Consider the following 26192-nt stretch of genomic DNA (forward strand, 5'->3'; position numbering starts at 1 on the left):
TATTCTAGTCGTTATGACCGAAAATATGGCAGTTGAGTGGGCGTGCCGGTCATATTACTCAAGGTGCGAGAAGATCGCCGGGGGTGTGGGGAACCAGTCAACCTCGAATATGTGATGCAGAACATACTCTTTCGATTTGCGGAGTGTCCAGAAAGCCCGTATAGTATTACGTGTTGCTTCGAACGGCACCGAAAGGAAAACGTTCGAAAGTCACCTGCGCGGGTGGCGGAATAGGCAGACGCGCTAGCTTGAGGTGCTAGTCCTCGTATTAGAGGGTGGGGGTTCAAGTCCCCCCTCGCGCACAGATAATCCCCGGTTCTTCGGAACCGGGGATTTTTGTATGCTCGGTTGTATGTCCGGTAAAAGCACGCAAAAAATAGTGGGGTGAGGCTCCTTGAAAGAACCTCACCCCACACTAGCTGCGCTAAGGAAGCTAGAAGAACAGCTGCATCAGCTGAAACTGAACGAATCAGTATTACTCAGCCAGACGCTCCGGGTCGGTGGTGACCAGAATCTTCACAGCGGTCTCGTTGTGGTGGATCAGGGTGTCGAAGCCCTTGTCAATCAAGTCTTCCACAGCGATCTTGCCGGTGATGAAGGGCTTGAGGTCAATCTTGCCGGACTCAACCAGCTTGATGGTCTCCGGGTGGGAGTTCACGTATGCGATGGTGCCGCGGATATCGAGCTCCTTGAGCACAATCTTCTGAACATCCAGGGAAGCGGGCTTACCCCAAATGGAGACGATGACGACCTTACCGGTGGGCTTGAGGGCATCCAGGATCAGGTCCAGTGCGGGCTGAACGGAGGTGCACTCGAACGCGATGTCGGTGCCACGGCCGTCGGTCAGCTTGTGAATCTCAGCCAGAACGTCGGTCTCTGCGGGGGAGAAAGCGTAGTCAGCAACACCGGAGTCCAGAGCCTTCTGGCGGCGCAGCGGGGACAGCTCAGAGATGATGACCTTAGCACCCTTAGCCTTCAGAACTGCGGAGGTCAGCAGACCGATGGGGCCAGCACCGGTCACCAGTGCAAATGCGCCCTCTTCGAACTCGCCTGCACGCTCAACAGCGTGGTAGCCAACGCTCAGGGGCTCAATCAGTGCAGCCTCGTCCAGGGGAATGGTGTTAGGGATCTTGTGAACCCAGCGGCGCTTGACAGCAACCTTCTCGGACAGACCGCCACCGCGACCTGCCAGACCAATGAAGTTCATGTCCTTAGACAGGTGGTAGTCCTTGGAGTCGGGGCCGGTGTAGACGTCATCACGAATGATGTAGGGCTCGACGACAACGTGGTCGCCAACCTCAAGGTCGTCTACGCCTTCGCCCAGTGCCTCAACAACACCGGAGAATTCGTGACCGAGGGTGACGGGGGAGTCCTCGCCAGAAATGGGGTGGGGGTGACCGTGCTGGGGGCAGAAGATGGGGCCGTCCAGGTATTCGTGCAGGTCGGTACCGCAAATACCGCACCATGCGACCTTGATCAGAACCTCGCCCGCAGCGGCTTCGGGTGCGGGGATGTCTTCAATGCGGATGTCGTTACGGTCGTAGAAGCGTGCTGCCTTCATGGGATGGAGCTCCTTAGCGTGGTTATGGCGCTCACTGCGGTGTGTGCTTGCCGGTACGGTTCGCATCCATGGGTCTGTCACAGCGTTGACAGAGGCCCAAACGACATGGTTTGGACCGGTTGTGAACTGTCCTGCCGGCATTCGCATCGCTAGCGCCGGATGGTGACGGGTGCGGCTGGATTGTCGCTCCCATGTGCTTAACGCTACTCCAATGAATCAAAGATTCCTAGGATATATACAAAATTTCTTTTATGTGACACAAATTTCTTTTTGGGTGTTTTCGACTCCATCACGCCCGACCCTCTAGCGCCCGGCGAGCGCAGACGGTAGCGTAGAAGCATGACTGACGCGAACGCACAGGGCACCGCCGCCCACACCCAGCCCACTTCCGACAACTCCGGTCGAACGGTACCGAACCGACCCGCCGCAACAACCCGCCACTACGACGCACCCGATGCCGATTGCGTGCGCGGTAGCGAGTATTCCGAGATCCTTGCCCTTGAAACTGAGCAGCGTAAGCGTGCCGCTGAGCACCGCCGCAAGCGCGGACACAAGCACCCCGACCATGCGCATCCCGAGCAGGAACGTAGTCACGGCAAGCATCACGGGCACCGCCTCGACGATGACAGCGGACTGGCGCATATTCGCCGCGACCTCGCCGAATCAGTCGCCACTCGCGCGGATTCTCTGACCGCAATTCTCAAGGCGATTCACGCGCATCCCGAGACTGCCTACGAGGAGTATTTTGCCTCCCGCACGCTCGTTGACGCCGTCCGCGAAGCCCACCCGAACCTTAGCGTCGAGTACCCCGCCTTCGGGCTGGATACTGCCTTTAAGGTGGAGCTCGCCAGCGCCGACTACGACCCCGCCAAGCACCGCACCATCGCGATTCTCTCCGAATATGACGCGCTGCCGGGCATCGGTCACGGCTGCGGTCACAACGTCATTGCGGTATCCGGCCTGGGCGCTTTCCTTGCCCTGGCGGATGCGCTCGCCACCGGCCCCGAGGCGTTTAGCGGTAGGGTCCTCTATTACGGCACGCCTGCCGAAGAGTCCGATGCCGGTAAGGAGCTGATGGCGCGTGCCGGCGCGTTCGAGCAGGTGGATGCCGCCATTATGGTGCACCCCTACTTTATCGATGTGGCTGATCAGGCGTGGTTGGGTCGCCGTGAATGTCGCGTGACCTACACGGGCGTGAGCGCGCATGCTTCCTCGCACCCGTTTATGGGTCGTAACGCCCTGGACGCGGCGAATCTGGCGTATCAGGGTTTGGGTTTGTTGCGTCAGCAGATTCCCGGTTCTGACCGTATTCACGCGATTATTGACCACGGTGGGGACGCCCCGAACCTGATTCCTGCTTCCGCGAGCCTGCACATTAATATCCGTTCTAAGCACGCGCCGACTTTGCGTGCGCTGTCGCGACGGGTTGAGGAGGTGCTGCGCGGTGCGGCGCTTATGGCTGGTGTGAGTGCGGAGGTGACGTGGGATTCTTCGCCGATGACCATGCCAGTGCGCACGAACCGTCCGCTGTTGAAGCGTTGGGTTTCGGCTCAGCGTTCGGTGGGTCGCCACCCGTACCCGCCTGGCACGGTCAGTGACACCCTGGCGGCTTCTACTGATTTCGGTAATGTGAGCCTGCGCGTGCCCGGTATTCACCCGCTGATTCAGATTGCGCCCGAAGGTACCGGTATGCACACGGTGGAGTTCGCGCACTGTGCGGACACTCCGGCGGCGGTGGATGCTGCCCTGGATGCGGCGTTCGGTTTGGCGTCTGTGGCTTTGGATTTCCTGATTGACGACAAGTTGGCGCAGGCGGTTCGTGCTGATTTTGAGGCTTCCGGCGGTGCCGTGGATGTTGAGGGCTACTTTAGTGATATGTGAGAGCGACATGTGAGCTTGCTCAAAAGGTCAGAAGGTCATTATTTGGTTTTATGAGTGAAAAACACCCCTAATAGCCCATAAAGTCACCAGCACCCATCGAAAAAAGCAAAATAACCCAACACAAAACGCAGAATCTGCGGCATAATAGAAAGTAACGAAGCAAGCTCACCGGGGAAGGACGCCCATCCAAGGAAATTCAACCCCGAGGCACACACCCGCTTCCTAATAAACCCCGCGAGAATCCTCTCGCACCACACGGATAACTCTCACGAAAAGAGGGCATACAGCAATGAACGGTGTCAACAACCCCACCAAGCTCGGCGTCATCGGTGCAGGCGGCGTCGGTAGCGCAACCGCATACGCAGCTATGGTCCGCGGCTCCGCAGACGAAATCGTCCTGTACGACATCGACGGCAAGCGTGCACACGCTGAAGCACTGGACATCGCACACGGTGCAATGTTCGCACACGAAGCAACCGTAACCGGTGGCGACGACATCGAGCTGTTGCGCGACTGCGACATGGTCATCATCACCGCTGGTGCTCGCCAGAAGCCGGGTCAGCCCCGCCTCGAACTGGCAGGCGCAAACGTCGCAATCCTCGAGAAGCTGCTGCCGAACATTCTGTCCGTAGCACCCAACGCGATTATCATGCTCGTCACCAACCCCTGTGACGTTCTCACCGTTGTGGCCCAGAAGATTACCGGCCTGCCCGCAAACCGCGTGCTGTCCTCCGGTACCGTTCTGGACTCCTCCCGCCTGCGTTGGCTGATTGCTAACAAGGCTGGCGTCTCCATCAAGAGCGTTCACGCAAACGTTGTTGGCGAGCACGGCGACTCCGAGTTCCCCGTCTGGTCCGCAGCAAACATCGGTATGGTTCCCCTGACCGAGTGGGAGCAGGACGGCAAGCCCGTCTTCACCGAAGAGGTCCGTGCAGAACTGGCAACCGAAGCTATGCGCGCAGCATACAAGGTTATCGAGGGCAAGGGCTCCACCAACTACGCCATCGGTATCTCCGGTGCACGTATCGCCGAGGCATTCCTCGGCGGCCAGAACGCAGTGCTGCCCGTCTCCACCACCATTGCAGGCGAGCTGTACGGCTTCAAGGACGTTGCACTGTCCCTGCCCACCATCGTCAACCGTGAGGGCATCCAGCGCGTGCTCGAGGTTCCCATGAACGAGGCTGAGCTGGCACAGCTGAAGGCATCCGCTGAGGCAATCCGCGCATCCGCAGCTTCCCTGGGCTTCTAAAAACCCGGCTTCTAATTCTCTCGGGCTCATAACCCGCAAGAAGCAAACATTCAGTAGGCGTAGCGTCAAGCTGAGCTAACCGACAGAAGAACCCGCCGCACCCGGCACCCGCTCCCTTGAGGAGTGGGGAAGCTGGGGACGGCGGGTTCGCTGTGTCTGTGAGGTTTTTATGCGGGGCTTGATGTGCCGCGTGCATGCTTCGCTTGCCCAATCTGGCTTTATCGACCTGGCTTGCCGAGCCTGGCTTGACTAACCGGGCTTACCGCTCTGGCTTTGGTGTTCTCTTCACGGCACCGAATTTACCTGCCGATTCACCTGTCGCGCCCGTTCATAGTTTCGCGTTTAAACCGCCGTATGACCGCCCGGCGCACACCATCGGCCTGTAGGTAGTAGAATAAATGGCATGAGCATTGATCCTCGCACCGAACTCACCCGCCTCCTTGACGCGCTGGAGGCGCACCTGACCGCCGTCGTAAACCGAACCGGCGAGCACGACCCCGCCGTCGATGAGGCGTACGTAGAAATCGCCAACGCCTTCGAAGCCTACGAAGATGCCCTCTTCGAGGCTCACAACGAGGTCACCCCCCTGAGCGTCTACGGTGATGAAGACGAGGACGACCTCGATGAACTGGTCGACGACGAAGAAGATGACGACGACGATATCGAGTACGAGGACTAAATAGCGCCTCGCCCATACGTTACGAACCGACCCCTGACCGGTACCCCCTATGCGGGGTAATACGGCAGGGGTCGAACCGTACCCGCAACACCCGTGCAGCCCCTGCACTCAGCGCTTACTGCCTTCAGCGCCCGCCTGATACCCACCGAGCATGTACCGAGAACGGAGACACCCGTGAGCGAACCCCGCACCTGGCGCGATGCCGCCCTCATCCTCCGTACCCAAAAACTCGGCGAAACCGACCGCATCATCATCATGCTCACCCGCGACGGCGGCATCACCCACGCCGTCGCCAAAGCCGTACGCAAACCCACCTCCAAATTCGGTGGACGACTCGAACCGTTCATGCACACCGACCTGTCCTTCAGCCGCGGCAGAACCAACCTGCACACCATCACCCAGGCGGCAACCCTGCACGCCTACACCGCACCCATCATGGCTAACTACGATGCGTACACGTGCGCCTCCACCATCGCTGAACTTGCAGAAGCACTCACCAAAGACACTGACAGCACCGCCGATATTTACACTCTCACCCATGGGGCGCTTGCCGCGCTCGCGCACGGGCAACACGTGCCGCAGAGGATTCTGACCCGCTACCTGGCGCGTAGCATGAACGCCGCCGGCTGGCCGCTCATCGGTGAGAACTGCACCCGATGCGGAAACCCGCTCGTGAACGCCGATAGCCGGGGCGATAACGGGGCAGGCAGTAATGCCCCCGTCGCCACAGGCGGAAGCGGCAGGTACATTGCCTTCCACACCGCCCACACCTACGGGCACCACACGGTCCTCTGCCCCCAATGCGCACCCGCCACCGACACACCCCTAACCGGCCTGCGTGCCGAAGAGCTCGGCTATGCGCTCGCTACCGCATCGGCGGATCCGCGCGCCTGGGCGACTATTGACGCAGCACCGGTGCCGGTCGCCTCCAAAATTCTGGGTCTCTACCTGAAAACCACCCAGAACCTGCTCGAACACCCTCTGAAAACGGCGAGCGCCCTCGAAGCAGAAATTCCTGCATCGTAAAAGATGCACGCCGATGCGTCAAACATGGGCCAACCAGGACGCAAAATAACCCCCGAAGCACCCGCCCATGCGCGCTGTGTCACGGTAAAATAGCTAACAGCACGCCAGGTTTATATCTGGCGCATATTTAGGCAAACGACCCCGGGGGAGAACCCGCCAGGGAAGAAAGGCACACATGGCACGCACCCAGCCCGTACCCCCGCCCGCACACCCCACCGGGGCAACCCCGCCGCCGATTCCGAAGAAGTTCATTCCACAGCACGTCGCCGTCGTCATGGACGGTAACGGACGCTGGGCAAACGAACGCGGCCTGCCCCGCACCGAGGGCCACCGCGCCGGCGAGGCGGCACTGCTGGACGTTGTCGCGGGCGCTATCGAAATGGGCATCCCGTACGTGACCGCCTATGCGTTCTCCACCGAAAACTGGAAGCGCTCACCCAGCGAAGTCGCGTTCATCATGCGTTTCTCCACCGAGGTGCTGCAGCGTCAGCTGGCAACCCTCAAGACCTGGGGTGTGCGCATCCGCTGGGCTGGCCGCCGACCCAAGCTGTGGAAGAACGTCATCGAAGAGCTCGAACACTGCGAGCGCGAAACCATCGACAACACCGTCTGCACCCTCACCATGTGCGTGAACTACGGCGGCCGCGCAGAAATTGCTGACGCGGCGGCAGCTATCGCAGCGGACGCTGTGGCGGGCAAGATTAAGCCCGGCAACATTACCGAAAAGACCATCCAGAAGTACCTGGACGAGCCCGACCTGCCCGACGTTGACCTGTTCCTGCGTTCCTCCGGTGAGCAGCGCATCTCGAACTTCCTGCTGTGGCAGAGCGCCTACGCCGAGATGATTTTCATGAACGTGCTCTGGCCCGACGTTGACCGCCGCACCCTCTGGGAAGCTGTCGAAGAGTATGCGCGCCGCGACCGCCGCTACGGTGGCGCTGTCGACGCCGTCGCCAACGACAAGTAGCAGCCCGGCATACAGTCCCGGCTCATAGCCCCATAAACCACCCATACCCTCCAACACTAGGGAGAACAAATGCGCATCTACCCGACCTTCTTCAACATCTTCTTCAAGGGCATGGACCCCGAGAAGGCACACCACGTCGGCTTCTGGGGCGTTCAGACCCTGCGCAACGTCGGCATCACCCGCGCGCTACGCAAGTACTTCCAGCCCGCCCCCGAACTGGCAACCACCGTCATGGGCATTACTTTCCCCTCGCCGTTCGGCCTGGCTGCAGGCTTCGACAAGGGCGGTAAGGGCATTGCCGCGCTGGCTGGTATCGGCTTCGGCCACGTCGAGATCGGTACTATTACCGGTCAGGCGCAGCCCGGCAACCCCCAGCCGCGCCTCTTCCGCCTCGTGGAAGATAAGGCGGTCATCAACCGTATGGGCTTCAACAACGACGGTGCCGCAGCGGCAGGTCCGCGTGTTGCTGCTGCCCGCGCAGACCTCGAAACCGAATACCGCGGCGCCGTACGCCCGGTCATCGGCGTGAACATCGGCAAGACCAAGGTCGTTGAGCTTGAGAACGCTATCGAGGACTACCTGATTTCTACCCGCACCCTGGCACCGCAGGCAGACTACCTGGTCGTCAACGTTTCTTCCCCGAACACCCCCGGCCTGCGCACCCTGCAGGCTATCGAGTCGCTGCGCCCGCTGCTTGCCGCAGTGCGTGAAGAGGCAGACCGCGTATGCCCCAACCGCCACGTACCGCTGACCGTGAAGATCGCACCCGACCTGGTCGATGAGGACGTTATCGAGGTGGCAGCCCTCGCTAAGGAGCTGAAGCTGGACGGCATTATCGCCACCAACACCACCATCGCCCGCGACGGTCTGGGCCTGACCAGCGACATGACCAAGGTCAAGGAAATTGGTGCAGGCGGCCTCTCCGGCGCACCGCTGAAGCCCCGCTCCCTCGAGGTGCTGCGCCTGCTCAAGCGCGAAATCGGCGACGACCTCGCCATCATCTCCGTTGGCGGCGTGACCACCGCTGAGGATGTGCAGGAGCGCCTGGACGCTGGCGCTGACCTGGTGCAGGGCTACACCGCGTTCCTGTATGAGGGTCCGCTCTGGGCGGCACACATTAACCGTGGCCTGGTGAAGCTGCGCCGCGCTCGCCGCTAAAAGGTTTACGGGCGGGAGCTTTATGCTCCCTGTCGTACTGAAAGGGGCACCGTTCTCTACCCTAGGGGGTGGAGGCGGTGCCCCTTTTTTGCGTGCCCTCTCAACGTGTAAGGGGTGGTTGTGCTGGTATCTGAGGGAGGGGGGCTGAATTTTTACCTGAGATTCTGTTAGCGTTTTGTGTGTTGTGGATTGCACCCTGACCTGGAGCGATAGTACTATCAGAGTGGTGTAGCACCGACGATTGCACCACTCACGATAATCCAAAGGAGAATAAAAGTGACAGCTACCGAAGTGACAGCTACCGAACGATATGAAAAAAGTACTTTACTAAAGAGCGCTGTTAATCAAATTATTGATAAATTTAAAATTACTGAATCAAATGAAGATAAATTATTTGAATATTTTACAGGATATCTACTGTCTGCCATGCATAGCATAGATAACCGGCTGGATCCAATAAGTGTTCATAGTGGGGGAGGGGATGATCAAGGAGTAGATGCAATATCAATTATTGTCAATGGAGTTGTAGTAAATGATGAAATTGATGTCCGTAGTTTAAAATACAGTGACGATGAATTTGATGTAAAGTATATTTTTGTTCAGGCAAAAAATATTCTTGATAACAAAAATTTTATTGCAAATTTCGCGTCATTTACATCGGGAATAGATGCCATTCTTAATGAAGATGAAAAGCATCTAGATAAGTTTTCTCAGCGGATTCAAAAATTCATTGAATTGAAGAATATGGTTGAGGAAATTCTAAAGCCAAAAAATAAGCCCAAAATATATGCATACTATGTTTCTGCGGCGGATAGCTTCACTGATGATACTGTGGATAAGAGGGCTCTTCCTAGGTATGAATCTGCTAAGAAGGTGTTACGTAATATTCATAGTTGTGAGTATGGCGAATCTAAAATAATTGATGGTGAACATCTTCTGTCTATATATAGAAAAGTAACACAAGATAAAAAGAGTACAAAGTTCAAATATGATGGACTTTATCAAGTGTCAACCGGAGGTGGGGGAGTTGATGAAGTTTATATTGGTTACCTTCCATTAGGTGAGTATCTAAAGATAATCCATGACGATGAGGATAACATTAATATTAATGTTTTCCACAAGAATGTGCGTAGCTTCCAAGGAAACACAAATGTCAATTCATCAATTAAAGAAGCCTTGGATTCTGACAGTGGAAGGCGGAACTTCTTTGCAAAAAATAATGGTGTTACAGTTACTGCGAATCGAGCAGAAGTGAATAAGGATGAGGGTCTCATGTCCATATATGATTATAATATTGTTAATGGATGCCAAACTAGCTATATATTAAGTGACTACTACCGTGCCGCATTGGATGAAAAGAAGAAAATTGAAGATAGTGTTCCGCTGGATGCTCGAGGAAAAACAGACTCTCAATTATTTGAAATGTTTTGCAATAATGAGATTAGTGGCGACAAATATAAAAAATATAAGAAGGCTAATGACGCATGTCTGAAAGAAATTAATGCCATATTAAAAGAAATTGAAGATATTAAGGAATTGATTCATGTACCTTTGAGGATTGTAGTTAGTGAAGATGATGAATTAGTTCTTGATATTGTTAGATCAACTAATACCCAAAATCCAGTTAAGGCTATCCAGTTTGAGTCAAGAGGGGAATTCCATAAAAACCTGGAAGAGTATTTTAAGGGAATTAGTGCCGGCAAGCTTCTTTATGAGAGTCTATCTGGTGAGTCTAGGCACTACGCTCCTAATACTAAATATGTTGATGCAAATATTCTGTTAAAGTCATTCAGTTCTGTGTACCTTAAAGTTCCACATATGGCAGCTCGTAACTTTGGGCGCCTAACGACAAGTAAAATTAATCAGATTGATTCAATTGATAAACATCGAGACATATTTTCGGAATATCATAATAGGGCGGCATATTTTTTGGTTGCAAAGATGTATGTTGATCTAATTGGTTATGTAAAGCCAGAAAATATTCCCAGTAGGGAGGAGCGTGGCAAGCATGAAAGATATCTGTGGCATATCATATATGCTATGTTTATCGAACTGATTGAGTTAATGCCTCCAAGTTATAAGAAAAAGTATTTGCCCAAAGAAAAGAAGGAAGAAGAAAAGAAGGAAGAGAAGAATAAGTTGAAAAATATAGCTGAACGTCGAAATTCGAAGGATGCTAGAGAGATTCTAGATATGTATCTAGATATGTATCAGGAGCAGAATTTTAAGGACTTGTACGAGAGGTCGTACAGGAGATTTAATAGGGCATTGCAAGAATTTAAAGAAAATAATAAAGATATTGAGAATAATGAAATCAATAAGAATAGTGGTCTTGTGAACTATATCTCTAAAAAATAAGTATTGTGGAAGGGGTCTCGATGTTTGAACCGGAAAATCGAGACCCCTATATTTTTCCATTAACATTAGTTTTAAATTAAGCATTTAAATGGATGATGTGTATTAATAAGGAAATTATTCAATTGCTGACAGTGCACCCTGGTGTGAGGATGGGGAAACCTATGCTTGGCGTGTTTATCGTGATTGGCATTATGCGATGTACGTTCAGCCGGATGGTAGTTGGGAAACCCGGGAAAATAGCGAGCAAAATAACAATATGTGGGATTTTAAGTTGCGTCATAATGGCGAGCGATGGTTGATTGAATCAACCACCAAAGTGAAGTCCTCGTAATCTTTCCACAAGATAGAAAGCCACACACCCAGAGGGTAAGAACAATGACAGGTTCCCAGCGCGCGCTCGCGCATAATGGAGATAAGTGGGAGACCATGCACTACAACGATGTGGAGGACTAACCATGAACCCCAACACGCTGAACCGCCGCTCAATGCTGACCGGCGGCACACTCATCAGCCTCAGCACCCTCCTCGCCGCCTGCGCCCCACACGACATCACAACTGCAGGAGACGGATCCACCGCATCCGGCGCAGCCGCGGCCAACAGTAGCCCAAGCAGTAGCGCCGGCAACAATGCCGGTAGCGGCGAATACCGCAAAGCAGACGCCAAAGGCCCCGCCCAAAACGTCCCCAAGCCCAACGCGCCCGACGACGGCTACCGTGCAAAGACCGCCGACGGCCTCCTCAAAACCATGGACGCCTGGAACCAGTGGATTAACTACGGCGTCCAAACCGGCGACTACAGCAAAGCACGCGAATTCCTCTCCACCTCAAACGACGGAGAACTCAAAATCTACAAGGAAGTAGAAGCGCTCTACCAGCGCGGCGGTTGGGTCATCGACGGCATCGAATACTTCAAACCCGCCGGCATACCCAGGACTGACGACCATCAAACCTACTACCTGGAAACCCTCCACGAATGGGACAAACACACCGAGGTGGAACCCGACGGCCGCCAAGAAACCTGGAGCAGCGACAAGGAAGAAGAAATCTACACGTTCGCCCTCGAACACCGCGACGGTAAATGGCAGATTCTCTACTCTCGAATCGAAGCCTAGTCGTACCGGTATCCAGCCGCGACATATATGTCCAGAAGCCACATGTGTTTCGAAAAGCCACCAAAGAAGTGGCTTCTCGAAACACATGTGGCTTTTCGCGTATGGAGGATTAGCGGGCATAAAAAATAGGGGAGAGGCCCGAGAATACTCAGGACCTCTCCCCACACCCAACAAGCGCAACCCCCAGAGCCACAGAGCCACCAGGGAGCCACACTACAGGGCACAAACGACTTAGTGCGGGTACTCGCCGTACTTCACCATCGGAACCGGGCGGCGCATACGACGCGGAACCATCACACGGTTATACGTATACATACCGGAACGAGGCTCCATCTCGCCGAACTTCGCAATTACCTTCTTCTTCAGGCCACGCCACAGAATCCAGGAATCACCAATCCACAGCAGCAGCAGACCCCAAAGGACGTACGTAGTAATACGCTGGAAACCATCCGCAGCCTCAGCAGAACCAAAGAAACCGGGGATAAACAGGGTAAAAATAAAGAACGCCAGCATGACAAACAACATGACGTCACCAATATTGCGGCGCGCATCCACATAATCACGGATATAACGGCGCTGCGAACCACGGTCCACGGCGGGCAGGTAACGCTGATCGCCACCCATCAACGCATCATTCTGACGCTCACGAGCCTTCGCCATCGCCTCACGTTCACGAGCCTTCGCCTCCTTACGGTCACTAACAACCAGAGGCTGACGACGAGCCGCCTGCTGCTCCTTACGCGAAGGAGTAGGACGGCCCTTCTTCGGGGTGAACTTCGGATTAACCGGAGCCTGAGGCTCCTCTACAACCTGCGGCTGAACAGCTTCCGCTTCAGCCTTCTCTTTCTTACGACCAAACACCCTCCCATCATACCCGAACGGCACACACCAAACCCGCCCCCCACAAGCCCACACCAACCACTGAAACAACCCCAACCACCCGACGGTTAGGGCCAAGGCAGGGTCAAGGTGGGGGTAAGGTAGAAACATGACTACTGAATTCACCCACCACAGCGCCCTACGCGACGCCGTCACCAAAAACTTCGAAGCAACCCTGCAGACCCTCACCGAGCTCGTTGCCATCCCCTCCATCGCCTGGGAATCGCACGACCTCACCCAGGTAGACCGCAGCGCCGAGGCAGTCGCCGCGCTCGCAACCAAGGCAGGCTTCAACAACGTACGTATCGAACGCGCCACCTACACCACCGCCGACGGCACCGAAAAGCAGGGCATGCCCGCCGTCATCGCCTCCCGCCCCGCCGCAGAAGGCTACCCGACCATCCTGCTCTACGCCCACCACGACGTACAGCCCGCCGGCAACCTCGACCTGTGGGACACCGACCCCTTCGTCGCAACCCGCAAGGGCGACCGCCTCTACGGCCGCGGCGCCGCAGACGACAAGGCAGGCATCCTCGTGCACCTCGCCGCGCTCGCAGCCCTCAACGAAACCCTCGGCGAGGACTTCAAGCTCGGCGTGAAGCTCTTCATCGAAGGCGAAGAAGAAGCTGGCTCGCCCTCCTTCGTCTCCTTCCTCAACACCTACCGTGAGGAACTGTCCGCCGACTACATTGTCGTCGCAGACTCCGCCAACTGGCGTGCCGGCGTACCCGCACTGACCACCAGCCTGCGCGGCGTCGCATCCGGCGACATCGAAGTGCGCGTCGGTAGCCACGCCATCCACTCCGGCATGTTCGGCGGCCCCATGCTCGACGCACACACCCTCATGGCACAGCTCCTCGCAACCCTGCACGACGCCACCGGCGCCGTAGCCGTCGAAGGCCTGCACCGCGCCCCCGAACCCGAACTCGAATACGCCGAAGCAGACTTCCGCAACGACTCCGGCATCCTCGACACCGTACCCCTGGCAGGCACCGGTAGCGTTGCCTCCCGCCTGTGGACCCAACCGGCAATCTCCGTCATCGGCATGGACATCCCCTCCATCGCAACCTCCTCCAACACCCTCGCCGTCGTATCCCGCGCACGCATCAGCACCCGCCTAGCACCCGGCGACAACCCCGAAAACGCACACCGCGCCCTCGCCGAACACATCAAGGCACACGCACCCCACGGCGCCCAGGCGAACTACACCGCCGTCGACTCCGGCATGCCCTTCGCCACCGAAGTCGACGCAGACGGCGCACAGACCGCCCTCGACGCAATGCGCGCCGCCTGGGACGTAGAACCCGTACAGACCGGCATGGGCGGCTCCATCCCGTTCATCTCCGACCTGAAGGACCTCTTCCCGCAGGCACAGATCCTCGTCACCGGCGTAGAAGACCCCGACACCCGCGCACACAGCGCCAACGAGTCCCTCTACATCCCGGACTTCAAGAACGCAATCCTCGCGGAGGCGCTACTGCTCAGCGCACTCGGCGCTCGCTAGAAACATCCACAAAAAGTGGGGGAGAAGGGTCACAAACCCCAACCCCCACTTTTTCGGTATCCTAGAAGCAGAATTACATGTCAAGCCCCCACACCAAGACTCACGCCCCCGGCGAACTATGCACACCCTAGGTTGTACATCAAACACCCAGGCGCGTATCGTGAAGGCTAAAACGCCCACACGCACCCACACGCGGCGCACACGGGCAACCAACAAAACAAAAGGACAACACCAATGAGTGAAACCACCACCGAACTGCCGACCCACGGCGTCAACCTCACCGAAGTAGCACAGACCAAGGTCCGCACCCTCCTCGAACAGGAAGGCCGCACCGACCTGCGCCTGCGCATCGCCGTCCAGCCCGGCGGCTGCTCCGGCCTCATCTACCAGCTCTACTTCGACGAGCGCGTCCTCGACGGCGACGCAGTCCGCAACTTCGACGGCGTAGAAGTCATCGTCGACAAGATGAGCGCGCCCTACCTCGAAGGCTCCACCATCGACTTCGAAGACACCATCGAAAAGCAGGGCTTCTCCATCGACAACCCCAACGCAGCAGGCTCCTGCGCATGCGGTGACTCCTTCCACTAAACCGAAGGCACCCACCACTAAAGCGCAACGCGCCTCACAAACCCCCGTCTCGCATACTGCACCCAACCATGCAGATACGCGGCGGGGGTTTTACACTTAACACATGACTACGCACGAAATCACCTGGAAATACATCCTCAACCAGCTCGTCAAACACCAAAACCTCACCGACACCGAAGTCGCCTGGGCAATGGACCACATCATGACCGGCCAAACCGAACAGCCGATCCTCGCATCCTTCCTCACCGCGCTGCACTCCAAAGGCGAAACCCCCGAAGAACTCGGCGCACTCGCAGCCGGCATGATTGCCAAAGCCGAAACCGTCGACATCGACCCCCACGCCGTAGACATCGTCGGCACCGGCGGCGACCAACAAAACACCGTCAACATCTCCACCATGGCAGCCCTCGTCATCGCAGGCACCGGCGCCACCGTCGTCAAACACGGCAACCGCGCCTCCACCTCCAAATCCGGCTCCGCAGACGTCCTCGAAGCCCTCGGAATCCGCCTCGACATGCCCATTCCCGCAGTCGCCGAATGCGCTCGCGAGACCGGCATCACGTTCCTGTTTGCGATGACTTTCCACCCGGCAATGCGCCACGTGGGCCCGACCCGCCGTCTGCTAGGCATTCCGACCGCGTTCAACTACCTGGGCCCCATGACGAACCCGGCTCGCGTGAAGTCCTCGGCTATCGGCGTTGCTAACCCGGTCATGGCTGAGAAGATGGCTCACGTCTTTGCGGAGCGCGGCGATCACGCCCTGATTTTCCGCGGTGATGACGGCCTGGACGAGCTGACCATCGCGACTACGAGCCGCCTGTGGGAGGCTGTCGACGGCGAACTGACCGAGTACCGTTTTGACCCGACCGAGTATGGTCTGCAGAATGCACCGCTGGAGCAGCTGCGAGGCGGCGACGCCGAGTACAACGCGGGCATTTTCCGTGCAATTTTGGCGGGGGAGGGCGAGTCCCCGAAGAGCCCGCTGCGCGCCATTCACGACGCTGTGGTGATGAACGCTGCGGCTGGCCTGGTCGCGTACCGCCCGGTCAACGGGGAGAGCTTTGAGACCCGTTTCACCCAGGCTTTGGCTGATGCACGCGAATCCATTGCATCCGGCGCAGCGGAGCGCGTGCTCAACGCCTGGGTAGAGTTCAGCTCCAAGCACGCAGAATAAAGAAGCTCAGAATAAAGAAGCTCAGTAGCTGATGATAGGCACCCGAGATGGGGCGCACCGAATGGTGTGAGCTCGTCTCGGGTGTTTGTCGTTTACCGGGAGATACTGAGGAACCTGAGGTTCGGAGCATGTGAGCGTACTGCTAGCTGAGGTGCGCGGAGCGCAGAGAAAGGTGTGAGGCGTGCGGAGCTCAGAACCGCGGATGGAACAGTGTAGTCGCACTGCGAGGAGCGCAGGTTTGACCCGTGCCAGCCTGAGCGTAGAAAGCACCGGTGAGCAGCCGGTGGGGTAGTGAAAAATAGGTCTACTTTACATAATGTATATTATCGGCTTTTTAGGGAGGTCTAGAATGAACCAAAGATTCCCCGTATCTAAATAAAGTCTTAACAGTTCATGTATTAACCTCACTCAGTCACCAGAACTGTCGCCAGCACTCAATCCACCTGAAATAATGGATATACCCCGCATCACGAAGGTGCTGTCGCCTCGTGTGCAGATCCAACGTCAACCACGCCGGTTGATGTACACCAAAGGAGAAAACTCGTGGATTGGCTCTTTGAGACACCCTGGACACTCTGGGTTGCACTCGCCCTCGTTTTCGCCGTCATAGAAATGCTCAGCCTCGACCTGTTCTTTCTCATGCTGGCGATCAGCGCAGGCATCACCGCAGCAATATCGCCCTTCGTGGATAACATGCTGATTCGAACCGTTATTTTCGTGGTGATCTGCCTGATTTTAGTTCTTGGCCTGCGCCCGCCGCTGCTGAAGAAACTCAATAAAACAGCCACCGGAGCTATCACTAATGCAGAAGCACTCGTTGGCGCTGAGGTGCGCGTCACTCAAGATGTGACTAGTGAAACTGGTTTGGTTGTACTAGCTGGCGACACCTGGACGGCGCGCACCGCCTCCGGAACGCTCGTAGCAGGATCACACGCGAGGGTACGAGCCATTGAGGGTGCTACCGCAATCGTAGAGCCTCTCCCCCATGACTAAGACCAACAAACTAAGACCCATCTGAATACCGGCTCCAAATGCCAATTCAGATGCCCTAGAACACACCATATAACTCACCGATAAGGAGAAACAATGCCTATCAGCCTTATTCTGACGGTTCTACTCATCCTCTTCGTGCTGACGATGCTCGCAAAGACCGTGCGCGTCATCCCGCAGGGACGAGCCGGCATCGTCGAACGACTGGGTAAGTTCCACGCCGTTCTCAACCCCGGCCTGCACATCGTCATCCCCGTAGTTGACCGCGTGCTGCCCCTCATCGACCTGCGTGAACAGGTCGTTTCCTTCCCCTCGCAGTCCGTGATCACCGAAGATAACCTCGTGGTCGGCATCGACACCGTCGTGTACTTCCAGGTCACCGACCCCCAGGCCGCAACCTACGAAATCACCAACTACATTCGCGCCGTAGACGAACTGACCAGCGCAACCCTGCGTAACGTCGTCGGTGGCCTGAACCTGGAGCAGACCCTCACCTCCCGCGACCAGATCAACGCGGAGCTGCGAGGCGTACTCGACTCCACCACTGGCCGCTGGGGCCTGCGCGTCTCCCGCGTGGACATCAAGGAAATCCAGCCCCCGGTATCCATCCAGGACTCCATGGAGAAGCAGATGCGTGCAGAGCGTGACCGCCGCGCCGCAATCCTCACCGCAGAAGGCCAGAAGCAGTCCGACATTCTGACCGCAGAAGGTGAATCCCGCGCAGCCATCCTGCGTGCAGAGGGTGAAAAGCAGGCACAGATCCTTCGTGCAGAAGGTGACGCACAGTCCGCAATCCTGCGCGCAAACGGTGAAGCAGAAGCCGTGCAGAAGGTCTTCGCAGCAATCCACGAATCCAACCCCAGCCAGCAGCTACTCACCTACCAGTACCTGCAGACCCTGCCCAAGCTCGCCGAAGGCGACGCCAACAAGCTCTGGTTCATCCCGACCGAACTCGGCGATGCACTGCGCGGCCTCGGCAACGCATTCGGCACCCTGCCCGCATCCGACCTTGCGGACGCACCGAAGAAGCCCGCAGCAGAGGCACCCAAGAGCGCCCCGCAGGCACCCGGAAGCTACGGCATCAACGGCTAAACGCGAAATCTAACGCATAAAAAAGCGTGAATCACCAAAAATCACGCCGAATAAACACCACCACGTTGGGCGGGTGGAGACTATTACCGATATAATGGATGTTTTGTAAACGTTCGAGGGAATAGCTCTCCCCCGCCCAACGTTATGCCTAAAGCGCCAAAGAGCGCACCCGACGACACTGGAGGAAAAATGAGCGATCGTAGCCTGCGCGGTATGCGCCTGGGTTCCCAGTCGATGGAAACCGAATCGAACGTACAGCCCGCGCCCCGCCAGCGCGTCGAATACCGTACCGCTGACGGTGACCGCGTTTTCGTGACCTTCGCGGCAGAAGCAGAAATCCCCTCGGTATGGACCGCAAAGTCCGGTAAGGAAGCATACCTCGTCAACGGCGACTCCACCGCAGACGCCGAAGAAGAGAAGCCCGCACGTACCCACTGGGATATGCTCATGGAACGCCGCAGCATCGAAGAGCTGGAAAAGACTCTGGAAGACCGCCTGGAATACTACCGCAAGCACTACGCGCTCTAAAAGCACCGTAGAGGCTCCGTAGAAACGCTGTAGAAGCCCGCGCTGTAAAGAAAAGCCCGCTAAGCACCACTCGTGCTCTTAGCGGGCCTTTTCTTTGTTGTGGTACTGGCTTCCGTCGGTGCATGAGTCAGGATCAGTACGTGAGCCAGGCGTGAGTCAGGAAAGAGCGCTACAGAAAGCATAAAAAGACCGGGGCAGATACGTTACGTATCCGCCCCGGTCTTTCGTATAAATCTCAGGTACGAGAATCGTCTGAGCAAGAAAAGAAGTTGCGGGCTTACTTGCCCAGAGCCTTCCTCAGCTTCTGAATGCGGTTAGCCATACCCCAGCGGGTCACCTTAGACATGGAGTCAAAGATAATGTTGCCGTCCATCTTCGAAGCGCCAATCTCACGCTCAACGAAGGTAATCGGAACCTCAACAATATTCAGGCCGGCCTGCTCAGAACGCCACGCCAAATCAACCTGGAACACGTAGCCCTTCGAGTCAATACCGTCCAGGTTCAGGCGCTGCAGAGCGTCACGACGGTATGCACGGAAACCAGCGGTAATGTCCTTAATGGAGGTGCCCAGAATCAGGCGGGTGTACAGGTTGGCGCCGCGAGAGAGAACCTGGCGGTGAGCCGGCCAGTTCTTGGTCTTGCCGCCGGGAACGTAACGCGAACCAATAGCCAGGTCAGCGCCCGCCTCCACAGCACGAACTAGAGAAGGAAGCTGCTCAGGCTGGTGCGAGCAGTCAGCGTCCATCTCAATCAGAACGTCGTAGCCTGCCTCAAGGCCCCAATCGAAGCCAGCGAGGTATGCGCCGCCCAGGCCGTCCTTAACGGTGCGGTGCAGAACGTGAATCTGGGAATCCTTAGCCGACAGCTCATCAGCAATCTGGCCGGTGCCGTCGGGGCTGTTATCATCCACCACGAGAATGTCCACCTCGGGAGCTGCCTTACGAAGACGCTCAACCACGATGGGCAGGTTCTCCTTCTCGTTATACGTCGGGATGACAGTTAGAACGCGCATATTACTCCCTCACAGGTGCATATAAAACAAGGCCGGTAGATATCCAGTATACCGGGTAAACATTCAGATTGATGAATTATTGAGGGGTTTTATCCCCATAAAAAGCCTCTGACAAGCTAAAAAATTAGTTACTTTCAGTGTAAACAGATTCCAGGATGGGCAGAGGCGAATCCTCATCCAGCACCGGAAGTAGCGGAATGCGAGCGCGGGGGTCGGTGCTCCACGATGCAACGCGGGAGTCGGGTGCTTGAACCATGAGGGCTTCGACGCGCCATTGTGCTACGTATGCGGGGGTGTCGGGGGTGAGCTGACCGGTGAAGGGGTTTTCTTCGTGTGCTAGGCGGTATACGCCGCGGGTGAGGGCGGCGAAGGCGCTGCGTGCGGAGATGCCGTGTTCGTCGTTGACGAGTTCGCGGATGAGGGACCAGGCGCCGGGTGCGTAGAGTTGGGTGTCGGAGCCGAGGGCGATGGAGGTGCCGGTTGCGTTTGCGCGGCGGGCGACTGAGGCAACAGACTCACGCGCTTCTCCCCCGGCGTGTGCGAGGAGTGCCTGGACGGTGTCGTTGGTGGCTTCGTCTTCTTCGGGTTCGCAGACGCTCAGGCCGAGGTTGATGCGTGCTTCTGCTAGTTGGATGAGGTGTTCGTCGGTGATGGGGTCTTGCGGGGTGCTGGTTGCTGCGTCGAGGCGGATGGGCAGCCAGGGGCGGTTTTTGCGTGCGGTGAGTGCTGCGTCGGCTGCGTCGGCAAAGCTGGTGGATGCGTCGATGGAGAGCAGGAGTGCTGCGTCTTCGGCTACCTGTGCTGCTGCGGGTGCCTCGGTGGGTGCGACGGAGATACCGACTAGCTGCAGGCCTTTGATGGCGCGTTCGCCTTCGGTGAGGGGGCGTAGTGCCTTGATGGCGCTGATTAGTTCGTCGGTTTCTACGCCGGTGGCGTTGAGGATGAGGCGGATGTCGGGTACGCCGTGTTCGGCGTTGTAGTAGCTGAGTGCGGAGACGAGGTCGGGTACGTCTTCCATGCCGGCGAGTAGGGTGTGCGTGTGGTAGCCGGCGGCGCGGTATGCCTGCAGGTAGTCGAGGATTTCGGGTGCTTCTTTTCCTGCTACCGGTGCCAGTGCGCGCGCAAAGGCGGGGGTCAGCAGGGCGCCGTCGAGTTCGGTGATGGTGGCTGATTCGTCGGCAATTGAACGTGCCCCGGAGTCGGAACCAACCCAGCGGACGAAGCCGTCTTCGACGAGCATTGCGGTTGCGTACGGGTCGACCGGGCTGTACACGCTACCATCTACAAAAATACGGGTAGACATTAGATTCCTTTCACCTTTGAGGCGCGCCGAGGCGCACACGGGGCGGGCACTTCAATTGTGCTCGCGTAGCTTAGCTGAGCGTCTCATTTGAGTATAGAAGCACCCCCGCTGCCTGTGGTAGTTCGTTCGTCCTTAGATGAGGCGGAACTTAGATGGTACAGAACAATACACAGTCGCGGGGGTGGTGGCCCGAGCTGGTCGGGTGCGGTGTAGCACTATGTACGGTGTAGCACTACGGTGCGGGTTAGACGTCGAGTGCGACTACGCCGCGGCGTACCGCCTCGATTGCTTCTTCACAGCGGGCGCGGATGACCGGGTCCAGTGAACGGATGTGCGCGATCTGGTCCAGGGCGTCCAGTACCTGCTTTGCCCAGCGTACGAAGTCGCCGGCGGCAAGGCCGGTGTCCTCGATTGCCTTTGCGAGGTGTGCGCCGTTCGCCCAGGCGTACATGGGTTCGACCAGGCCGAAGTCGCATGCGGGGGTCGGGTTGACCTTGAACTGTTCTTCGGCTGCGTTCAGGTCGGCGAGGCGCTGCGTAATTGTCGCGATGGGTGCGCGCAGGGACGGGTGCGGGTAGTGCGCCAGGTATTCTACGGCGTCGCGCTTGCCCTGGTAGGTTAGTGCGGCGACGGTTGCTGCGATGGCGGCGGGTTCCAGTCCGTCGAGGAAGTGCGCGTCCAGGCACAGAGCGGTCAGTAGGTCGCGCTCGCCGTAGATGCGGCGTAGAGCCTGTCCGCCGGTGGTTAGCGACAGTTCGTTATCCTCGGTGCGTTCGACGTAGCCGTAGCTCTCCAGCAGACGCGCAATGCGGTTGAAGACCTGCGCAATCGTGTTGGTGCGGCGGGCAATCTGGCGGCGCAACCCTTCCGTCTCGGAGTTGAGCTTCTGCCAGCGCTCAGCCCAACGCATGTGGTTCGCGCGGTCGGAGCAGCCGTGGCACGGGTGGTTACGCAACTGAGCCTGCAGCGCCTCCAGCTGCGCGTCAATGCTGTTCTGACGAGCCGGGATGTTCTGCTGTGCGAGCGCACGCGGGGCGCGGCCGTCGTAGAGTGCCTGGCGCATGCGGCTTGCGGTGTCGCGGCGTTCCTTGGCGGTTTTGAGGCTTAGGCGCTTGGGGATTTTGATGCGTGAGACCGGTTCGACGGCGCCTTCGAAATCGCGGGTTGAGGCGGTGCGCTGGTGCGCGTCCTCGGTGACGATGCCGATGCGCGGGTCGGCGTGCGAATCGGAGCGGGTGATGACGACTGCGTAGCCGCGGGAGCGGCCGTGCGGAATGTAGATGATGTCGCCGGGCAGTAGCTGTTGGATGCTGTGGTGTGCCTGCGCGCGGGCGTGGCGTTCGTTGCTCTTGGATGCTTTCTTTTCCAGTTCGGTGATTTGGCGGCTGAGCTGGACGTATTCGGTGAAGTCGCCCAGGTGGCATGCCATTGCTTCGCGGTAGCCTTCTAGGGCGCTTTCGTTTTTGCGTACGCGGGAGGCGACGCCGACGACCGATTTGTCTGCCTGGAACTGTGCGAAGGAGGATTCCAGGATTTTGCGGGTGCGTTCGGCGCCGTAGGAGGCGATGAGGTTTGCCGCCATGTTGTAGGTGGGGCGGAATGAGGAGTTCAGCGGGTAGGTGCGGGTTGAGGCGAGGGTTGCCACGTGTTCTGGGGACATGCCGGGGCGCCACATGACGACGGCGTGGCCTTCGATGTCGATGCCGCGGCGGCCTGCGCGTCCGGTTAGCTGGGTGTACTCGCCGGGGGTGATGTCCACGTGGGATTCGCCGTTGTACTTGGTGAGCTTTTCCAGGATGACGGTGCGGGCGGGCATGTTGATGCCCAGTGCGAGGGTTTCGGTGGCGAAGACCAGCTTAATCAGGCCCTGGGCGAAGAGGGTTTCGACGACCTCCTTGAATAGGGGTAGTAGGCCGGCGTGGTGCGCGGCGATACCGCGAATCAGGCCGTCACGCCATTCGTAGTAGCCGAGGGTGTTCAGGTCGCGGGTGTCCAGGTGAGCGGTCGCTTCCGCAATGTAGGCGCGGATGGTCTGCTGCTGTTCGGGGGTGGTCAGCGTAATATCGGCGGATACGCAGTGGCTGACTGCGCCGTCGCAACCGGCACGGGAAAAGATAAAGCAAATAGCCGGTAGCAGGCCCTGCTTGTCGAGGGCGCGCACCATCTCCGGGCGGGTAATGCGCTGCGGATGCAGGGGCTTCTGCTCACCGCGCGCATCAAAGTCCCGGTCGTTGCTGAAACGGTCACGACGGTCCGAGCGGCCGCGCTCGCCGCTGCTGAACGTCTCATTGAGCCAGCCTTCACGGCGGTGACGGAAACGTTCACGCTTGCCGCCGTAGCGTCCGCGGCCCGGGCTCGAACGGAAGCCGGGGCGTAGCGCCTTCAGCTGCGGGTTCAGACGCAGACCGGCAAGCAGAGGGTTAGCGCCCGCCTCCACGGATGCGCCGCGCTGCTTAGCCTTCTGTGCCTTCTTCGCCTGCTTGCGGGAGAGCTTCTCCTCCGGCTCCTGGTTCTTGCCCTGGGTGTGGTTTTTGCCCTGTGCGGAGTTGTCCTCGGGTACGAACAGGTCCACCACGCGGTGACCGACCATCATGTGCTGCCACAGCGGCACCGGGCGGTGCTCCGAAACAATAATGTCCGTGCCGCCGCGCACCGTATCCAGCCACGCGCCGAACTCCTCAACGTTCGACACCGTAGCCGACAGGGAAATGACGTTCACATGCTCGGGAAGGTGAATAATCGCCTCTTCCCACACCGCGCCACGGAAACGGTCCGCCAGGTAGTGCACCTCATCCATGACCACATAGCCCAGGCCGGTCAGCGTGGTCGAGTTGGCGTAGAGCATGTTGCGCAGCACCTCGGTGGTCATGACGACCACGGGTGCTTCCGTGTTAATGCTCGTATCGCCGGTGAGCAGACCCACGTAATCCTCACCGTACGCGCGCACAAAGTCGTGGTATTTCTGGTTGCTCAGCGCCTTAATAGGGGTCGTGTAGAACGCCTTCATGCCGCGGCGCAACGCCAGGTAGATACCGAACTCACCCACAATGGTCTTACCGGCACCCGTAGGCGCGGCAACGAGGACGGAGCGGTTCGCCTCCACAGCGGCACACGCCTGACGCTGAAAATCATCCAGCGGAAAATCAAGGGACGCCTCAAAAGCCCCGAGGACGGTCTTCGCGTATGCGGCGCGTTCTCGGGATGCGGCGTAGGCGGCAGCGTAGTCGGTGCCGGTCTGCTCCGCCGGGGTCTGTGCGTTAGAAGCGTTAGAAGTGTGTGTGTCAGAAGTGTGCTGTGCGTGGTGCTTGCTCATAGTATGTCCAGTGTAACGGTTCGCCCGCCGCGAGCCTTCAGAAAGCATCCTGCACGGGCACTAATCCGGTATGGGCGAACAGCGAGCGCATCGGCTGCGCGGTTTCGGCGCAGTTTATGCTCAGTTTCTGCCGGGATGTACCGGCGGGCGTTGTAAAAATTCGTCTGTGCGCCTCGAGACGCTTTTGCGGAACATACGAAAGGGGCGGGGTACAGGTTCTCTGTACCCCGCCCCTTTCGGCTAGGTTGATCAAAGCGAGCTATTCAATTTAGGAAGTCTTCTCGTCCTCGAAGTAACCCATCTTCGCCAGGTCTTCACTGCTGGTTGCGGTGTTCAGGCTTGCTTCATCCGAACCCTCCGCCAGCTTGGCAAGCTTGCGGTCGCGGCGCTTGTCGTTGATCATGCAGATGCCGATTGCTGCGAAGAAGAAAATCAGCAGCGGCGCCATGAGCACGAACATCATCATGATGTCGCTACCGGGTGCAGTCAGCGCTGCGATAACCGCAACGAGCACAACAACCCAACGCCAAGACTTCAGGATGGTCTTACCGCGAATCAGGCCCAGCATGTTAATGCCGACCAGAATCACAGGGATGATGAACGCGCAGGAGAACGTCACAACGAACTTCAGGATGAAGGAGATGTACACGCCCGCGTCAATGTAGTTACTTTCGTTGACGGGGGTGAACTTCAGCAGTGCGTAGACCACGCCGGGGAGGGTGAAGTACGAAATGGCGACACCGCAGGCAAACGCGAAAATAGATGCGGTGAGGAAGCCGAAGAGATACTTCTTCTCCTTGGTGTGCAGTGCCGGAAGCAGGAATCGCAGCGCCTGGTAGAGCCAGACGGGAGAGGCGATCACCAGGCCGATGTACATACCGACCTTCAGCAGCTGGTCGAAAGGAGATGCGACGCTACCGTAGTTCAGGTTTGCGTTGCGGCCGGTTTCTGCGTTGATCTGCTGCAGGGGTGCAGAGATCATTTCGATGAAAGGCTGGTAGAGGAAGACCGTACCGATGATGGCTGCGATGATGGTTGCGATAGCCGCTTTGATGAGGCGGTCGCGGAATTCGCGCAGGTGTTCCTTGAGTTCCATGCGTGCTTCAGGATTGATTTTGCGGTTGCGCACGTCCTGGTCGGGTGTTGCCACGTGGTGTCCTCTGGGTGTCGGTGCCGTGTGTGATTCGGCTGAGGGGGTCTGGTGGGGTGTTTATGGGGTGGTGCCGCAAAACCCGTGCCGGCCGGTGGGCTGGCACGGGTTTGGTGCATCGGTGGCGGGACCGTTACTTGGTTTCGGTCTTGCCGTCCTTGCCGTTGTCTACGACCTCAGCGGTGACGACCTCTTCGCCGTCCTTCTCGCGGGGGTCCTTCTTGGAGTCGTTCTTCAGACCCTCAACTTCGGTCTTGAAGATGCGCATGGACTGGCCGAGGCTGCGTGCCATGCCGGGCAGCTTGGGTGCGCCGAAGAGCAGGACGATGAGGAGGATAACGACGATGATGGTCGCGGGGTGGCTGAAAATCTGGCCCATGGTGGTGTGCCTTTCTGTTAGAGCAGGTCTCCGATGTTTTGAGGTTGGCCGAGTCGATCTCGTCGGGAGACCCGTCGCTTGATCCGCTCAGACCTGCGTGTCTGCTTACCTTGTTCGTAGTTATTGTATGCCTCGGTGATGGGTGTGAATACCCCGAGGGTGGTGTCTCGTGGGAGTTTTCGGTTTGCGTTCGCTTGCGCTGCGTCGAATTGTCCCTCGATTGACTCGACCCAGGTTACGGTTTCGTCAAGGAGTGTGAAACCGCGAGTGAGTGCTTTGTAGGTGAACC

At 57.8% G+C, this 26192-nt stretch carries 21 protein-coding genes and 1 tRNA gene; 15 read left to right on the top strand and 7 right to left on the bottom strand.

The genetic code is table 11. The features are described 5' to 3' along the window. Window positions 1–216: 216 nt before the first annotated feature. A tRNA-Leu gene (locus tag HMPREF2765_RS03535) sits at window positions 217–302 on the top strand. 173 nt (window positions 303–475) lie between these two features. Here the strand turns inward: HMPREF2765_RS03535 and HMPREF2765_RS03540 are convergent. Beyond that, a complete protein-coding gene (locus HMPREF2765_RS03540; protein ID WP_070604280.1) occupies window positions 476–1561 on the bottom strand; it encodes a 2,3-butanediol dehydrogenase in 1086 nt (361 codons plus the stop codon). 339 nt (window positions 1562–1900) lie between these two features. On the opposite strand from HMPREF2765_RS03540, the gene HMPREF2765_RS03545 reads away from it, so the two are divergent. From HMPREF2765_RS03545 to HMPREF2765_RS03580, 8 genes are all read left to right on the top strand, one after another. Continuing rightward, window positions 1901–3442, top strand: coding sequence for an amidohydrolase (locus HMPREF2765_RS03545; protein WP_070604281.1), 1542 nt, complete (start codon window positions 1901–1903; stop codon window positions 3440–3442). Window positions 3443–3731: 289 nt separating this feature from the next. Beyond that, window positions 3732–4691, top strand: a complete 960-nt coding sequence (locus tag HMPREF2765_RS03550; protein WP_012903553.1) for an L-lactate dehydrogenase — start codon at window positions 3732–3734, stop codon at window positions 4689–4691. A 403-nt stretch (window positions 4692–5094) separates the two neighbouring features. Continuing rightward, window positions 5095–5370: a hypothetical protein gene (locus HMPREF2765_RS03555; protein ID WP_049341244.1), complete on the top strand. Its 276-nt coding sequence runs from the start codon at window positions 5095–5097 to the stop codon at window positions 5368–5370. Window positions 5371–5544: 174 nt separating this feature from the next. Further along, complete coding sequence (gene recO / locus HMPREF2765_RS03560; protein ID WP_070604282.1) at window positions 5545–6396, top strand: DNA repair protein RecO; 852 nt, start codon at window positions 5545–5547, stop codon at window positions 6394–6396. A 175-nt stretch (window positions 6397–6571) separates the two neighbouring features. Then, on the top strand, window positions 6572–7363 hold the full coding sequence (locus HMPREF2765_RS03565; protein ID WP_049341241.1) for an isoprenyl transferase: 792 nt from the start codon (window positions 6572–6574) through the stop codon (window positions 7361–7363). Between the two features lie 69 nt (window positions 7364–7432). Beyond that, window positions 7433–8521 carry a quinone-dependent dihydroorotate dehydrogenase gene (locus HMPREF2765_RS03570; protein ID WP_049341239.1) on the top strand — a complete coding sequence of 363 codons (1089 nt, stop codon included), beginning with the start codon at window positions 7433–7435 and terminating at the stop codon, window positions 8519–8521. 276 nt (window positions 8522–8797) lie between these two features. Next, window positions 8798–10879 carry an AIPR family protein gene (locus tag HMPREF2765_RS03575; RefSeq protein ID WP_070604283.1) on the top strand — a complete coding sequence of 694 codons (2082 nt, stop codon included), beginning with the start codon at window positions 8798–8800 and terminating at the stop codon, window positions 10877–10879. A gap of 455 nt (window positions 10880–11334) precedes the next feature. Further along, window positions 11335–11991: a DUF6318 family protein gene (locus HMPREF2765_RS03580; RefSeq protein ID WP_049349627.1), complete on the top strand. Its 657-nt coding sequence runs from the start codon at window positions 11335–11337 to the stop codon at window positions 11989–11991. A gap of 231 nt (window positions 11992–12222) precedes the next feature. Here the strand turns inward: HMPREF2765_RS03580 and HMPREF2765_RS03585 are convergent, their stop codons facing one another. Beyond that, window positions 12223–12852, bottom strand: coding sequence for a DUF3043 domain-containing protein (locus HMPREF2765_RS03585; protein ID WP_049349625.1), 630 nt, complete (start codon window positions 12850–12852; stop codon window positions 12223–12225). A gap of 127 nt (window positions 12853–12979) precedes the next feature. On the opposite strand from HMPREF2765_RS03585, the gene HMPREF2765_RS03590 reads away from it, so the two are divergent. The 6 genes from HMPREF2765_RS03590 to HMPREF2765_RS03615 all read left to right on the top strand — a co-directional run bounded on the left by HMPREF2765_RS03590 (window position 12980) and on the right by HMPREF2765_RS03615 (window position 18746). Then, complete coding sequence (locus HMPREF2765_RS03590) at window positions 12980–14374, top strand: M20/M25/M40 family metallo-hydrolase (RefSeq protein WP_049327183.1); 1395 nt, start codon at window positions 12980–12982, stop codon at window positions 14372–14374. 234 nt (window positions 14375–14608) lie between these two features. After that, window positions 14609–14962: a HesB/IscA family protein gene (locus HMPREF2765_RS03595; RefSeq protein ID WP_049358261.1), complete on the top strand. Its 354-nt coding sequence runs from the start codon at window positions 14609–14611 to the stop codon at window positions 14960–14962. Window positions 14963–15065: 103 nt separating this feature from the next. After that, complete coding sequence (gene trpD, locus HMPREF2765_RS03600; RefSeq protein WP_070604284.1) at window positions 15066–16136, top strand: anthranilate phosphoribosyltransferase; 1071 nt, start codon at window positions 15066–15068, stop codon at window positions 16134–16136. A gap of 543 nt (window positions 16137–16679) precedes the next feature. Then, entirely contained in the window at window positions 16680–17129 is a 450-nt protein-coding gene (locus tag HMPREF2765_RS03605) for an NfeD family protein (RefSeq protein ID WP_070604285.1), read from the top strand. Window positions 17130–17222: 93 nt separating this feature from the next. Then, window positions 17223–18218 (top strand): SPFH domain-containing protein, encoded by a 996-nt coding sequence (locus HMPREF2765_RS03610; RefSeq protein ID WP_070604286.1) that lies wholly within the window; start codon window positions 17223–17225, stop codon window positions 18216–18218. A 189-nt stretch (window positions 18219–18407) separates the two neighbouring features. After that, window positions 18408–18746, top strand: coding sequence for an RNA polymerase-binding protein RbpA (locus tag HMPREF2765_RS03615; RefSeq protein WP_005506034.1), 339 nt, complete (start codon window positions 18408–18410; stop codon window positions 18744–18746). A gap of 277 nt (window positions 18747–19023) precedes the next feature. Here HMPREF2765_RS03615 and HMPREF2765_RS03620 read toward each other — a convergent pair whose 3' ends face one another. The 5 genes from HMPREF2765_RS03620 to tatA form a co-directional block, all read right to left on the bottom strand. After that, on the bottom strand, window positions 19024–19758 hold the full coding sequence (locus tag HMPREF2765_RS03620; RefSeq protein WP_070604287.1) for a polyprenol monophosphomannose synthase: 735 nt from the start codon (window positions 19756–19758) through the stop codon (window positions 19024–19026). A gap of 124 nt (window positions 19759–19882) precedes the next feature. Next, a complete protein-coding gene (locus tag HMPREF2765_RS03625) occupies window positions 19883–21061 on the bottom strand; it encodes an amidohydrolase (RefSeq protein WP_070604288.1) in 1179 nt (392 codons plus the stop codon). A 244-nt stretch (window positions 21062–21305) separates the two neighbouring features. Then, entirely contained in the window at window positions 21306–24374 is a 3069-nt protein-coding gene (locus HMPREF2765_RS03630) for a DEAD/DEAH box helicase (protein WP_070604289.1), read from the bottom strand. A gap of 268 nt (window positions 24375–24642) precedes the next feature. Beyond that, complete coding sequence (gene tatC / locus HMPREF2765_RS03635) at window positions 24643–25524, bottom strand: twin-arginine translocase subunit TatC (protein WP_049341219.1); 882 nt, start codon at window positions 25522–25524, stop codon at window positions 24643–24645. A gap of 133 nt (window positions 25525–25657) precedes the next feature. Continuing rightward, window positions 25658–25903 (bottom strand): Sec-independent protein translocase subunit TatA, encoded by a 246-nt coding sequence (tatA, locus tag HMPREF2765_RS03640; RefSeq protein WP_005506024.1) that lies wholly within the window; start codon window positions 25901–25903, stop codon window positions 25658–25660. Between the last annotated feature and the right edge of the window lie 289 nt (window positions 25904–26192).

It is taken from the genome of Rothia sp. HMSC062H08 (assembly GCF_001810775.1).
Classification (GTDB): domain Bacteria; phylum Actinomycetota; class Actinomycetes; order Actinomycetales; family Micrococcaceae; genus Rothia.

What these genes read in the sequence shown, in the direction of transcription:
- HMPREF2765_RS03540 (WP_070604280.1), bottom strand. Translation starts at nt 1,561, where the DNA reads ATGAAGGCAGCACGCTTCTACGACCGTAACGACATCCGCATTGAAGAC.
- HMPREF2765_RS03625 (WP_070604288.1), bottom strand. Translation starts at nt 21,061, where the DNA reads ATGTCTACCCGTATTTTTGTAGATGGTAGCGTGTACAGCCCGGTCGAC.
- HMPREF2765_RS03590 (WP_049327183.1), top strand. Translation starts at nt 12,980, where the DNA reads ATGACTACTGAATTCACCCACCACAGCGCCCTACGCGACGCCGTCACC.
- HMPREF2765_RS03620 (WP_070604287.1), bottom strand. Translation starts at nt 19,758, where the DNA reads ATGCGCGTTCTAACTGTCATCCCGACGTATAACGAGAAGGAGAACCTG.
- HMPREF2765_RS03570 (WP_049341239.1), top strand. Translation starts at nt 7,433, where the DNA reads ATGCGCATCTACCCGACCTTCTTCAACATCTTCTTCAAGGGCATGGAC.
- trpD (WP_070604284.1), top strand. Translation starts at nt 15,066, where the DNA reads ATGACTACGCACGAAATCACCTGGAAATACATCCTCAACCAGCTCGTC.
- HMPREF2765_RS03565 (WP_049341241.1), top strand. Translation starts at nt 6,572, where the DNA reads ATGGCACGCACCCAGCCCGTACCCCCGCCCGCACACCCCACCGGGGCA.
- HMPREF2765_RS03630 (WP_070604289.1), bottom strand. Translation starts at nt 24,374, where the DNA reads ATGAGCAAGCACCACGCACAGCACACTTCTGACACACACACTTCTAAC.
- HMPREF2765_RS03615 (WP_005506034.1), top strand. Translation starts at nt 18,408, where the DNA reads ATGAGCGATCGTAGCCTGCGCGGTATGCGCCTGGGTTCCCAGTCGATG.
- HMPREF2765_RS03595 (WP_049358261.1), top strand. Translation starts at nt 14,609, where the DNA reads ATGAGTGAAACCACCACCGAACTGCCGACCCACGGCGTCAACCTCACC.
- HMPREF2765_RS03545 (WP_070604281.1), top strand. Translation starts at nt 1,901, where the DNA reads ATGACTGACGCGAACGCACAGGGCACCGCCGCCCACACCCAGCCCACT.
- HMPREF2765_RS03550 (WP_012903553.1), top strand. Translation starts at nt 3,732, where the DNA reads ATGAACGGTGTCAACAACCCCACCAAGCTCGGCGTCATCGGTGCAGGC.
- HMPREF2765_RS03580 (WP_049349627.1), top strand. Translation starts at nt 11,335, where the DNA reads ATGAACCCCAACACGCTGAACCGCCGCTCAATGCTGACCGGCGGCACA.
- tatA (WP_005506024.1), bottom strand. Translation starts at nt 25,903, where the DNA reads ATGGGCCAGATTTTCAGCCACCCCGCGACCATCATCGTCGTTATCCTC.
- HMPREF2765_RS03555 (WP_049341244.1), top strand. Translation starts at nt 5,095, where the DNA reads ATGAGCATTGATCCTCGCACCGAACTCACCCGCCTCCTTGACGCGCTG.
- HMPREF2765_RS03610 (WP_070604286.1), top strand. Translation starts at nt 17,223, where the DNA reads ATGCCTATCAGCCTTATTCTGACGGTTCTACTCATCCTCTTCGTGCTG.